At 74.1% G+C, this 12,578-nt stretch carries 7 protein-coding genes; 3 read left to right on the top strand and 4 right to left on the bottom strand.

Translation table 11 applies throughout. The annotated features are described in order from the left end of the window. Positions 1-5: 5 nt before the first annotated feature. The 3 genes from eccB to BS75_RS31145 form a co-directional block, all read right to left on the bottom strand. Positions 6-1,349 (bottom strand): type VII secretion protein EccB, encoded by a 1,344-nt coding sequence (eccB, locus tag BS75_RS31155; RefSeq protein WP_034090635.1) that lies wholly within the window; start codon positions 1,347-1,349, stop codon positions 6-8. A 16-nt stretch (positions 1,350-1,365) separates the two neighbouring features. After that, a complete protein-coding gene (gene eccD, locus BS75_RS31150; RefSeq protein WP_034090634.1) occupies positions 1,366-2,781 on the bottom strand; it encodes a type VII secretion integral membrane protein EccD in 1,416 nt (471 codons plus the stop codon). An 80-nt stretch (positions 2,782-2,861) separates the two neighbouring features. Then, complete coding sequence (locus BS75_RS31145) at positions 2,862-6,860, bottom strand: type VII secretion protein EccC (protein ID WP_042441015.1); 3,999 nt, start codon at positions 6,858-6,860, stop codon at positions 2,862-2,864. 366 nt (positions 6,861-7,226) lie between these two features. On the opposite strand from BS75_RS31145, the gene BS75_RS31140 reads away from it, so the two are divergent. From BS75_RS31140 to BS75_RS31130, 3 genes are all read left to right on the top strand, one after another. Next, on the top strand, positions 7,227-7,724 hold the full coding sequence (locus BS75_RS31140; RefSeq protein ID WP_034094124.1) for a peptidylprolyl isomerase: 498 nt from the start codon (positions 7,227-7,229) through the stop codon (positions 7,722-7,724). A gap of 172 nt (positions 7,725-7,896) precedes the next feature. After that, positions 7,897-9,099, top strand: a complete 1,203-nt coding sequence (locus BS75_RS31135; protein ID WP_034090632.1) for a cytochrome P450 — start codon at positions 7,897-7,899, stop codon at positions 9,097-9,099. A 38-nt stretch (positions 9,100-9,137) separates the two neighbouring features. Beyond that, positions 9,138-10,361, top strand: a complete 1,224-nt coding sequence (locus BS75_RS31130) for an MFS transporter (protein ID WP_052069822.1) — start codon at positions 9,138-9,140, stop codon at positions 10,359-10,361. A 34-nt stretch (positions 10,362-10,395) separates the two neighbouring features. On the opposite strand, the gene recQ is transcribed toward BS75_RS31130, so the two are convergent. Then, on the bottom strand, positions 10,396-12,567 hold the full coding sequence (gene recQ, locus BS75_RS31125) for a DNA helicase RecQ (protein ID WP_081982743.1): 2,172 nt from the start codon (positions 12,565-12,567) through the stop codon (positions 10,396-10,398). Between the last annotated feature and the right edge of the window lie 11 nt (positions 12,568-12,578).

Genomic DNA, 12,578 nt, shown 5'->3' with positions numbered 1-12,578 from the left:
CCGGGTCACCCGCCCTTCACGGTGGCGTCGGCCGCGCTGCTGTCCAGCACCGGCCCCTGCGGCAGCGCGGCCAGGACGGCGGGGGGCAGCGCGACGGTGGCCGCCCCGGACAGTCCCAGGGTCGGCGCGGCCTGCTCGTCGCCCAGTGCGTAGGCGACGCCCTGATCGGTGATCAGGTAGGTCTGCGGGTCGGACACCTGCGCCGCCAACTGCTGCTGGTCGACCGCTAGTACGCCGCCGGTCGGCGGGACCAGGACGCTCCGGCCACCGGTGGCGGCCTGGCCGCGCTCGACCACCACGGCGGTGGTCAGCGCGGCTCCGTCGGAGCTCTGCCGCAGGCAGACGACCTGGCCGGGCGCGGTGAACGCGGGCGCGTCCAGGACGTCCGGCAGGCTGCCGCCCGGCGCGCTCCCGCTGTCCCCGGCCGTGGCGGAGGCGAGCGCGGCGGCGTCCACCCGCCGGATCGCCGACGCGCCGGGGCGGGCGGCCAGCAGCGCCGACTCGGTCGCGCCGACCGGGGCGATGCCGGCCGAGGTCATCACGTAGTCGTGGTCGGCGCCGCCCTCGGCGGTCACGAACTGCTGGCCCACCGCGACCGGCCGGCCCGCGACCTGCCCGGCCGGGTGCCCGCTGCCCGCGATCGGCGCGGCGGCCAGCGGAACGCCGGTGGGCAGCGCGGCGAGCCAGCTCTGCGGGGCGGCCACCGCCTGGTCGCCGTCCAGGCCGAGCGCGATCAGCGTGGAGTCGGACGGCACCGGGTAACTGACGCCCTGCCAGAGCAGGTAGCGGCGGCCGTCGGGTCCGCTGAGCAGCAGCTGCCGCCCGGACGGCAGGGCCGAGGTGAGGCCGGCCGGGGCGAAGTCCACCACCTGGCCGCCGGAGAGGTCGGGCCGCAGACAGCGGGTCCAGGCCCCGGACAGCAGCCCCGGACCGGCGGGCAGCGAGTCGGGCGCACCGGGGATGCCGACCGGCGAGCCGTGCGGGGTCCGGCCCAGCGAGGCGGCCGAGACGTCGCGCACGGTGGCGCCCTTGCCCTCGATCAGCAGCGCCGAGGCGTAGTTGAGCACCGGCCGGAGTTCACCGCCGAGGTAGAGGTAGCGGCTGCCGGTGTCCTGCTCCACCAGGATCGAGCCCGGCGTGCGCCAACTCGCGCTGGTGGGCGGCGAGATGATCCCGTAGACGCCGAAGCCGACGCAGAGCAGCACCACCAGCCCGGCTCCGAGGAAGGTGCCGAGCGCGGCCCGCTTGGTCGGGCTCTCGCCCCGTCCCGGGTCGCCGCTGACCAGTGCGGTCGCGAGCCGGCCCATGGCGAAGCGGTAGGCCTGGAGGTGGTCCTTCCGGGTCTGCATCGGTGCCGCCCGCCCCTCAGCCGGCCAGCGAGCGGAGGTAGGCGTAGGTGTGCAGGGCCTGCAGCAGCAGCGGCAGCAGCAGCACCGTCGCGGCGCTCTCCAGCAGGTCGCCGCTGTGGCCCCAGACCGGCAGCAGCCGGGCGCTGGGCAGCCGCAGGGCGCCGAGCAGCAGCAGCCCGGCGGCGGCGAGCAGCACCGCGAGGACGGCGACCCGGCCGCCGGTGCCGTCCGGGGCGACCCGGACGATCAGCAGCAGCACCAGGCCGAGCACCCCGGCCAGCACCATCGGCACCCGCTGGAGGGTGCCGCTCAGCCCGCGCGAGCGGAGCAGCACCGCGCCGGCGAAGGCGAGCGGCAGCGCCCAGCCGATCCAGCCGTCGGCGTGCGCCATCGCCCAGAAGCCGGCGGCGTAGACCAGTCCGGAGGCCAGGCTGAGCGCGTCCAGGCAGGTGTTGGCGACGGTCACCCGCTGCTCGACGCGTTCCAGCGGCTCCGGGTCGATGTCCTGCTGCAGTTCCTCGGCGTTGTGCGGCAGTGCCGGGACCCGCAGCCGGGCGGCGCGCAGGGCCAGCCGGGGGCCGAAGTGGCCGAGGACGAACAGCGCGACGGCGGCCACGGCGGCCGCCCGTCCGCCGTCCCAGCGCGCCGCCTCGGCCGCCCCCGCTCCGGCCGCCGCGGCGAGCGCGGTCAGCAGCGCGGTCCCCGGCAGCACGGCGGGCAGCGCCCGCAGCGCCAGCAGGACGGCCGCGACCGCCGCCACGCCGCCCGCCGCGACCAGGACCCCGACCCGGTCGGGCGCGTAGTCGCCGTGCGGGCCGTGGCGGAGCGTCAGTCCGGCCAGGGCGGCGAAGCCGAGGGCGCCGAGACCGGCCACGGCGGAGGGGCCGCCGCCGGCCGCACCGGCCGCCCGGACCGCGACCGCGGAACCGGCGGTGAGCAGCAGCGCGACCGCCCCGGCGCAGCCGGCGGCGGTCGCGCCGGGGCCCGCGCCGAGCAGCGCCGCCGCCAGTGCCACCAGGGTCAGTGCACCCAGCGCCAGTGCCAGCCGCCCGGTCGCCTCGGGCCGCCAGCGGCCGGGCCGGCCGCTGATCACGTGGGCGACCCCGTCCGCGAGGTCGTCGAAGTGCAGGGCGGGCAGCGGCACCTCGGCGGGCAGCAGGTGCAGCACGTCGCCGTGGTGCAGGCCCAGGCTCTCGGGCGTGCCGTCCGGGTCGAGCGGGTCCTCGCCGAGCCGCTGCAGCACCCAGGGCCGACCGCGCTCCCCGGGCGCCTCGGCGACCTGCCGCAGCAGCACCGGGATCAGCACGGAGACGCTGGTCGCGACGGGGACGGCGAGGTCGGCGCGGCCGGCCGGACCGACCACCGTGAGCCGGCACACCTCGGTACCGGCGAGCGGGCCGGCCAGTGCGGCCGGGGGCGCGGAGGCGGACATGGAGCTCCTGTGCTCGGCTGCGGACGCGGGGGCGGTGGCGGGTCCGGACGCGGGGCCGGACGTGGGGGCGGGGGCGATGGTCACGGGGCCGTCACCAGGCCCGTCTGGACCAGCCGGACGGAGCGGCGGGTGACCAGTTGGGCGCGCCCGGCCGGCAGCGTCCGGGGCTTGGCCTCGCCGAGGAACTTGCCCTCCTCCTTGGGGTAGGAGAAGAGCAGGGCCGGGTTGCCCAGCTCCCAGAGCCGGCGCAGCAGCGGGTCCATCATCGCCCGCATCGCACCGGAGGTGGAGCGGGCGACGATCAGGTGCATCCCGATCTGGTGGCCCTGGGCGAGCAGCGGGATCAGCGGCGTCATCGGCGAGGCGGTGCCGGAGCCGGCGAACAGGTCGTAGTCGTCGACCACGATGAACAGCAGCGGCCCGGTCCACCAGTCGCGCTCGGCCAGCTGCTCCGGGCTGATGTCCGCGCCGGGGACCCGCTTGCCCATCGAGACCGCCGCGTTGGCCGCGAGCTGGGAGAGTGCGTCGCGCTCGACGGCGTAGCCGACCCGGTACTCCTCGGGCACCGAGGCGAGCAGCGCCCGGCTCGGGTCGGCGACCATGATCCGGGCCTGGTCGGCGGTGAAGCGGGCGGTGATCGAGCGGATGACCAGCCGAAGCGCATTGGTCTTGCCGGTCTCGCCGTCGCCGAAGGCCATCAGGTGCGGGCTGGCGGAGAAGTCGTGCCAGGCGGGTTCGAGCCGCTGCTCGTCCCAGCCCAGGCAGATCCGGTCGCCCTCGGGCGGCGGCAGTTCACTCGTCGGCAGCCGGGTCGGCAGCAGCCGGACGCCGGGCGCGGAGGCGCCGGTCCAGAAGGTGTCGATCTCGGCGACGGCGGCCTTGGTGGCCTCGGTCAGGTCGGCGGTCCCGGAGGAGCCGTCCAGGCGCGGCAGCGCGGAGAGGAAGTGGTGCCCGGAGCCGGTCAGCCCGCGTCCGGGGCGGTGCGGCACGGCGGCGGCGAGCCGCGAACCGACCTCGGACTCGGTGGCGTCGCCGAGCCGCAGTTCGAACTTGGTGCCCAGCAGGTCCCGCAGCCGGGGCCGGATCTCCGACCAGCGGGTCGCCGAGGCGATCACGTGGATGCCGAACGACAGCCCCCGGGAGGCGAGTTCGATCACCCGGGGCTCCAGGTCCTCATAGTCCTGGCGGAGCGTGAACCAGCCGTCGACGACCAGGAAGACGTCGCCGTAGGGGTCGTCGATCTCGCCCCGGGCGCGCAGCGCGCGGTAGGCGGCCATCGACTCCAGGCCGCGCCCGGTGAACTCCTGCTCGCGCCGCTCCAGCAGCTGGGTCAGCTCGGCCACGGTCCGCAGCACCCGGTCGCGCTCCAGCCGGGTGGCGACCGAGCCGACGTGCGGCAGTCCGGAGGTGGAGACCAGGCCGCCGCCGCCGAAGTCCAGGCAGTAGAACTGCACCTCGGCCGGGGTGTGGGTGAGCGCCAGCGACAGGATCAGGGTGCGCAGCAGCGTCGACTTGCCGGTCTGCGGCGCGCCGACCAGGCCGAGGTGGCCGTCGGCCCCGGAGAGGTCGGCCACCAGCAGCTCGCGCAGCTGCTCGAAGGGCCGGTCGACCATGCCCAGCGGGACCCGCAGCGAGCCCAGCGCCGGGTAGTCCAGCGCGCCCATGCCGCGCACCGGGTCCGGCACGATCCCGGGCAGCAGCTGGTCCAGGCTGGGGGCCTCGGCGAAGGGCGGCAGCCAGACCTGGCGGGCCGGCGGTCCTGCCTCCTCCAGCCGTCCGATCAGCACGTCCAGCAGGCTCTCGGCGCCGGACTGGTCCTCGCCCTGGCCCTCCTCCCGGGCCGCCGGACGCGCCGCCTGCCGGCTCAGCTCGGCCGCCGCCGCGCGCTCCGCCGCCTGCTCGCCGAGCCGCTCGGACAGCAGCGCGCCCTGCTGCTCCAGGGTGAACGGGACGACCTCCTGCTGCGCCGTCCACTCCCCCGCCCCCTCGGCCGGGCCGTTCGGCTCCGGCGCGGCGCCGGAGACGTAGGCCGCCTTGAAGCGGACCAGGTTGGTGGTGTCGATCTTCAGATAGCCGTTGCCGGGGGCCGAGGGCAGCTCGTAGGCGCTGGAGACGCCGATGACGCTGCGCGACTCCATCGAGGAGAAGGTCCGCAGGGCGAGCCGGTAGGAGAGGTGGCCCTCCACCTTGTGGATCCGACTCTCGTCCAACCGCTGCGAGGCGAGCAGCAGATGGACCCCGAGGCTGCGGCCGAGGCGGCCGATGGAGACGAAGAGGTCGACGAACTCCGGCTTGGTGGCCAGCAGTTCGGAGAACTCGTCGACGATGATCAGCAGCGAGGGCAGCGGGGTGATGTTGGCTCCGGCCCCGCGCGCCTTCTCGTACTCGAAGAGCGAGGAGAAACCGGCCTCGCGCAGCAGTTCCTGACGGCGGATCATCTCGCCGTTGATGGAGTCCCGCATCCGGTCGACCAGGTGGATCTCGTCGGCGAGGTTGGTGATCACGGCGGAGGTGTGCGGCAGCCGGTCCATGTTGAGGAAGGTCGCACCGCCCTTGAAGTCCACCAGGACCAGGTTCAGCACCTCGGACGAGTGGGTGACCGCGAGACCCATGACCAGCGTCCGCAGCAGCTCGCTCTTGCCGGAGCCGGTCGCGCCGATCAGCAGGCCGTGCGGGCCCATCCCGCCCTGGGCGGACTCCTTGAGGTCGAGCTCGACCACCTCGCCGTCCTCGGTCACCCCGATCGGCACCTGCAGCCGGGCCGACTGCGCCTGGCGGGGCCGCCACTTGCCGGCCACGTCGAAGCTGCGGGGGTCGCGGATGCCGAGCAGGGTGACCAGGTCGAGGTCGGCGTCCAGGGCGCGGTCGGAGAGGTCGACGCTGCCGCCGGTGCGCATCGGGGCCAGGGCCCGGGCCAGCGTCTCGGCCCCGGCGGCGCTGAGCGAGTCGGCGGCGGCCGAGACGGTGTCCTCGCCGGCCGGGAACTCCACCACGCCCTCGCGCGCCGTCAGCCGCAGCACCTTCGGTCCGCCGGTCATCGCCCCGGTCGCGTCCAGCAGCACCACGTTCCGCAGCCCCCCGGTCAGCAGCCGGGAGGACTCGGGTATCCGCACGCCCTGGGCGAGCACCACCACGAACGGCTCGGCCACGCTGGGCGAGGCGCCCGGGTCGTGGTCGGGACGGTCCCTGACGTCCGGACCGAGCAGTTCCAGCAGCGCGTCATGGCTGCCGGCCGCGAGCCGGACCGGTCCGGCGGCGTCCTCCTCGTCCGGGTGGGCGTTGTGCGGCAGCCACTTCAGCCAGTCCCACTCGGCCAGCCCGGCCTCGCTGCCCAGCACCGCGATCCGCAGCTCGTCCGGCGAGTGGAGCACCGCCAGCTGTCCGACCAGCGCCCGCAGCAGGCCGAGCGCGGAGCCGGCGTCCCCGGCCAGCTCGACGCTGGTGAAGCGGCGCAGCGAGACCGGGATCGGCAGCCGGGGCACGGTCTGGTGCGCCTTGGTGAAGCGGCGCAGCGACACCGCCGTCAGCGGCTCCAGGTCCTCCACCGGCCGGGTCTGCGGCGGCAGGAACTCCAACGCGGCCCGGCGCAGCCCGAGTCCGATCCGGATCCGGGCGAAGTCCTCGTGTCCCGGCCGCCGTTCCCACAGCCGGGGCCCGCGCGCCAGCGCCCACAGCTCGGCGGGGGGCGGGTTGTCCCAGAGCAGCGCGGCCCGCTGCTCGCTCGCGGCCTGCCGGGCCTGCTTCCGCTTCTGCGTCAAGTAGCGCAGGTAGTCCCGGCGTTCGGCACGCATCCGGCGGCGGCGCTCGCCGCTGGTCCGCCCCATCTGGCTGATGGTCATGCCGACCATGGAGACGCCCATCATCCCGGACATCATGTAGGTCGTGGTCCCGGCGCTGCGCATGGAGAACATCAGCACCATCGCACCGGTGCCGAGCGCCATCGGCAGGTACATCAGCGCCGAGCCGAAGTCGGCCCCGGCCGGTTCGCCCATGACCGGCGGCTCGGCCAGCTCGATCTGCCCCTCGGGCATCTCCGGGCCGGTGGCCCGGGGTCCGCGCTTGGCGGGAAGCGTGCTCACTCGCGTCCCCTTTCTGGCGTGGGCGTCCACCGCGACCGCCGACCCCCTCGGCGGTGGCCGGGGCGTGCGGGGATCCGGTGCCCGGCGGTGTCCCGCGCTCCGGATGGCCACCAGTGTGGCCTGCACGTACATACCGTCGCGAGCCCATCCAGGGCTCTGAGCAAGGTGTTTGAGCGATCGCCATCATTCGTACGGGGTCCGGACGGCCGACCTTAACCCTTGGTACGGACCAATCCCGGTTCGGCGGCCGACGGGCCGCCGAAAGCCGTCCGAACGGACGGCCCGAAGGCGCCGCCCGGGCACAGTCGGCGCGACACAGGACACCCGGAGCGACCGCCGGGGCCGGAGAGTGCGAAAATGGGACACATGACGACCAAGGTCTACTTCGACATCACCATCGACGACGTCCCCGCCGGGCGCATCACCTTCAACCTGTTCGACGACGTGGTCCCGAAGACCACGGAGAACTTCCGCGCGCTGGCCACCGGCGAGCACGGCTTCGGCTACAAGGGCTCTTCCTTCCACCGCGTCATCCCGGGCTTCATGCTCCAGGGCGGCGACTTCACCGCCGGAAACGGCACGGGCGGCAAGAGCATCTACGGCGAGAAGTTCGCCGACGAGAACTTCCAGCTCAAGCACACCAAGGCGGGCCTGCTCTCGATGGCCAACGCCGGGCCGAACACCAACGGCTCGCAGTTCTTCATCACCACCATGGCCCCGGGCTGGCTCGACGGCAAGCACGTCGTCTTCGGCGAGACCGCCGACCAGGAGAGCCTGGACCTGGTCATGAAGATCGAGGGCTACGGCACCCAGAGCGGCAAGACCAAGGCCAAGATCACCATCGCCGACTCCGGCGCCCTCTAGGCCCGGACCGGCTCCGGCACCATCCACAGCACCTGTGGCCCGGCAGGACTCCCTGCCGGGCCACAGCCCTTTTCCGGCGCCGCCCGGGTGGCGACCCGGGGGACCTTGATGACCCAAAGTTGATCACCTAGAGTGATGCTCCCGGTACGTACGGATCTGGTGCGGAGGCGCTGTGGCTGTCATCGACCTGCCCGAAGCGGATGTCCTGAAGGTTCCCCAGGACTTCCCGCCAGGACCGCTCTTCACTGTTCCGCCGGTCCTGGCCGAGTTACGCGACCACCGCCCGCTCTGCCCGGTCCAGATGCCGAGCGGCACCCGGCTCTGGCTGGTCACGCGCTACGCCGACGTGCGCTTCGTGATGCACGATCCGCGGTTCTCCCGGGACCTGGTCTTTCCCGAGGCCCCCCGGATGGCCGGGGACGACCTCACCTCGGTCGACGGTTCGCTGTTCAACATGGAGGGCCCCGACCACACCCGGGTCCGCACCGTGCTGGGCTCCTACTTCACCCGACGCTCGGTCGACGAGTGGAAGGTCACCGCGCAGCGCCACGCGCACGACCTGCTCGACCGGATCGAGGCGCGCGGTTCGGACGCGGACCTGGTCAGCGACTTCAGCGAGCCGCTGGTGGCCCGACTGGCCGGGGACGTGATGGGCATCAGCCTCGACGAACACGCCTGGATGCGGGAGCGGATCCGCCGGCAGCTGGACCTGCTCGGCAGCCGGCGGCAGATCGCCTCGGCCACTGCCGACCTGTCGGAGCTGGCCGGCCGCCTGGTGGACCGCGCGGGCGCCTCCGGGCTGGTCGCCACGCTGGCGCGAGCGGCGGGCGAGGGGACGATCACCAGGCAGGAGGCCGTGGGCACCACCGGGCTGCTGCTGATGAACGTGACCGACCCGCTCGTCCCCCCGCTCACCGTGGGCATCATGACCCTGCTGCTGCACGCCGACCAACTGGCGGACTGCAAACGCGATCCCGGGCTCTGGCCCGAGGCGGTGCGGGAGGTACTGCGCTACCACAACAACGGCATCACCAACTTCCCCCGGGTCGCGCTGGAGGACGCCGAACGCCACGGCCTGCAGATATCCAAGGGCGAGGGCGTCATAACCTCCACGCTCGCCGCAGCGCACGACCCCCGCGAATTCACCGATCCCGAGGTCTTCGACATCCACCGGGCGGAGAAGGGGTCCGTCTTCTTCGGCGCGGGCCCGCACTTCTGCCTGGGCTCGGTGCTGGCCCCCGTCGTCCTGGCGACGGTCTTCACCGTGCTCTTCGAACGCCTCGCCGGGCTGCGGCTCTCGGTGGAGCCGGAGCAGGTGCAGAAGGCCGACGGCGGCTTCTTCGCCTGCCCGACCAGCCTCCCGGTCACCTGGTGAGGGACAACCCACCCCCGCACGCTCCCAGCAGAGGCCCCATGAACTCCCCGACGACACCGCCGGTGCCGGGCGCCGGGCACGGCACCGGCGGCATCACCCGCCCCACGTTGGTGCTCATGGCCACGGCCACCGGCCTCTCGGTGGCCGGCAACTACTTCGCACAGCCGCTCCTGGACACCATGGCCCGGCGGTTCGGCCTGAGCTCGGGGACCGCCGCGCTCGTGGTGACCGTCAGCCAGATCGGGTACGTCTGCGGTCTGGTCCTGATCGTGCCCCTGGGCGACCTGCTGGAGCGCCGGCGGCTGACCGCGACCCTGTGCGCCGCCACCGCCGTCGGCCTGGCCGTCATCGCCGCCGCGCCGAACACCCCCGCGCTCTTCGCCGGACTCGCGCTGACCGGGCTGTGCTCGGTCGGCGCCCAGGTCATGGTGCCGTTCGCCGCTACGATGGCGGCGCCCGAGGTGCGCGGTCGGGCCGTGGGCACCGTGATGACCGGACTGCTGCTCGGCATCCTGCTGGCCAGAACGGCCGCCGGCGGCCTCGCCTCGCTCGGCGGCTGGCGCACCGTCTACTGGGTCAACGCCGTGCTGATGGTCGCCATGGCCCTGCTGCTCCGCCGTGCCCTGCCGCCCTTCCCCGCCGCCGGGCAGGCCTCCTACCGCTCCGCGTTCCGCTCGATGGCCCGGCTGTGGCGCGAGCACCCGGTGCTGCGCTGGCGGACGCTGACCGGCGCGTCCAGCTTCGGGGCGTTCACGGTGCTGTGGGTGTCACTGACCTTCCTGCTGTCCGGACCGCCGTACGGCTGGTCCACCGCGGAAATCGGGCTGATGGGCCTGGCCGGGGCCGCCGGAGCCGCCGCCGCGTCGGCCGCCGGACGACTGGCCGACCGGGGCCTGGTGCAGACCGTGACCAGGGCCGGCGCCGTCGTCCTGCTGGCCTCCTGGTCGCTCCTGACCGCCGGCGGCCACGACCTGGTCTGGCTGCTCATCGGGGTCCTGGTGCTGGACCTGGCCGTGCAGACCGTCCACATCAGCAACCAGAACGTGGTGTACGCGCTCGAACCCGAGGCGCGCAGCCGGTTGAACTCCGTCTACATGACGACGTACTTCCTCGGCGGTGTCGTCGGGTCCGCGCTGACCTCCGTCGTGTGGGCCCACGCAGGGTGGAGCGGAGTGTGCGCCCTGGGCGCCGGCTTCAGCGCCGTCACGGTGCTGTCGTGTCTCGGCGAGTGGCGGTGGCGGCGCAGCACCGCGTCCGTCTGATGCGCCGCCCGACGCTGCGGCGTCGCCGGTGGGGTCACTCGCCGTACTCCTCGTCGGGCTCCTCGCCCCAGGCGTCGCCCCAGAGGTCGTCGGCGGGGGCCGGGGCGGCCGGGGCGGGGACGCTGCGGGCGGGGGCCGACCTCGGCCGGGTGCGGGGCGCGGCCGAGGGGGCGGCGGCCGGGGCGGCTTGCGGCGCCGGGGCGGCGGCCGGGGCCGGGGCGGCTGCAGTCGGGGCGGCTGCGGTCGGGGCCGGGGCCGGGGCGGCGGGGTCGAGGGCGGCGAGGAGGTCGAGGATCGGCTGGCCGAACTTGGCGAGCTTGTTCTCGCCGACGCCGGCGACGGTGCCGAGCTCGGCCAGGGTGGTCGGGGCGGTGGCGGCGATCTCGCGGAGGGTCGCGTCGTGGAAGACCACGTACGCGGGCACGCCCTGCTCGCGGGCGGTGGCGGCGCGCCAGGCGCGGAGCTCCTCGAAGACCGGCAGCAGCTCGGCCGGGAGGTCGACCGGGGCGGCCTTGCGGCCGGAGCCGCCGGTGGCGCGGTCGGCCTTGGCCGCGCGGGCGGGCTTCTCCGGCTCGCGGCGCAGCGCGACCGGACGGCGTCCGGCGAGGACGTCCGCGCTCTCCTCGGTCAGCACCATCGTGCCGTAGTCGCCCTCGACCGCGACCAGTCGCTGGGCGAGCAGCTGCCGGGCGACCGAGCGCCACTCGGTCTCCGAGAGGTCGGCGCCGACGCCGAAGACGCTCAGGCCGTCGTGGTCGAACTGGATCACCTTGGCGGTCTTGCGGCCCATCAGGATGTCGGCGATCTGGGTCGCGCCGAACTTCTGCCGGCGTTCGCGCTGCAGCCGCACGATCGTGGAGAGGAACTTCTGCGCGGGGACGGTGCCGTCCCAGGACTGCGGCGGAGTGAGGCAGGTGTCGCAGTTGCCGCAGGGCTCGCTCTTCTGGCCGAAGTAGGCCAGCAGCTGGACCCGGCGGCACTCGACCGTCTCGCAGAGCGCGAGCATCGCGTCCACGTGCGCGGAGAGCTGGCGGCGGCGGGCCTGGTCGCCCTCCGAGGTGTCGATCATCTTCCGCTGCTGCACCACGTCCTGCAGACCGTAGGCGAGCCAGGCGGTGGAGGGCAGGCCGTCACGGCCGGCCCGGCCGGTCTCCTGGTAGTAGCCCTCGACCGACTTCGGCAGGTCGAGGTGGGCGACGAAGCGGACGTCCGGCTTGTCGATGCCCATGCCGAAGGCGATGGTGGCGACCATCACCAGACCGTCCTCGCGGAGGAACCGGGACTGGTTCCGGGCGCGGACCCGCTGGTCGAGGCCGGCGTGGTAGGGCAGGGCGTCGATCCCGCGCTCGGAGAGCCAGGCGGCGGTCTTGTCGACCGAGGCCCGGGAGAGGCAGTAGACGATCCCGGCCTCGCCCTGGTGCTCGGTGCGCAGCAGGTGCAGCAGCTGCTTCCGCGGCTCGTCCTTGGGCGCGATCCGGTACTGGATGTTGGGCCGGTCGAAGCTGGCCACGAAGTGGCGGGCGTCCTGGAGTCCCAGCCGGGAGGTGATCTCCGCGTGGGTGGCCTCGGTGGCGGTCGCGGTGAGCGCGATCCTCGGCACCTCGGGCCAGTGCTCGTGCAGCGACGACAGGGCCAGGTAGTCGGGGCGGAAGTCGTGGCCCCACTGGGCCACGCAGTGCGCCTCGTCGATCGCGAAGAGTGAGATCTTCCCGCGCTCCAGCAGCCGGACGGTCGCATCCACCCGCAGCCGCTCGGGGGCGAGGTAGAGCAGGTCCAGCTCACCGGCCAGGAACTCGGCCTCCACCAGCCGCCGTTCCTCGAAGTCCTGGGAGGAGTTGAGGAAGCCGGCCCGCACCCCGAGCGCCCGCAGCGCGTCCACCTGGTCCTGCATCAACGCGATCAGCGGCGAGATCACCACCCCGACACCGGGCCTGACCAGCGCCGGGATCTGGTAGCAGAGCGACTTGCCGCCGCCGGTCGGCATCAGCACCAGCGCGTCGCCGCCGCCGATGACATGCTCGACGATCTCCTGCTGGCTGCCCCGGAAGGCGTCGTAGCCGAAGACCCGGCGCAGCACGCGCAGCGCCTCGCCGTCCTCCGCCTCGACGGACGCGACGGGCGCGGCAGAGGCAGTGGAGGCGTCGGAGGCGTCGGGCGCGACAGCGTCCGGAGCGGGAACGGCTGCGGGGAGATCGGAAGCGCTCATCCGCCGATTCT

Origin of the sequence: Streptacidiphilus albus JL83 (assembly GCF_000744705.1) — a bacterium.
Lineage (GTDB): Bacteria > Actinomycetota > Actinomycetes > Streptomycetales > Streptomycetaceae > Streptacidiphilus > Streptacidiphilus albus.
Note: the sequence above shows the minus strand (reverse complement) of the source record. Positions and strands in the feature narration are given on the sequence as shown.

Coding starts and splice junctions, on each gene's coding strand:
- eccB (WP_034090635.1), bottom strand. CDS start 1,349: ATGCAGACCCGGAAGGACCACCTCCAGGCCTACCGCTTCGCCATGGGC.
- eccD (WP_034090634.1), bottom strand. CDS start 2,781: ATGTCCGCCTCCGCGCCCCCGGCCGCACTGGCCGGCCCGCTCGCCGGT.
- BS75_RS31140 (WP_034094124.1), top strand. CDS start 7,227: ATGACGACCAAGGTCTACTTCGACATCACCATCGACGACGTCCCCGCC.
- BS75_RS31130 (WP_052069822.1), top strand. CDS start 9,138: ATGAACTCCCCGACGACACCGCCGGTGCCGGGCGCCGGGCACGGCACC.
- recQ (WP_081982743.1), bottom strand. CDS start 12,567: ATGAGCGCTTCCGATCTCCCCGCAGCCGTTCCCGCTCCGGACGCTGTC.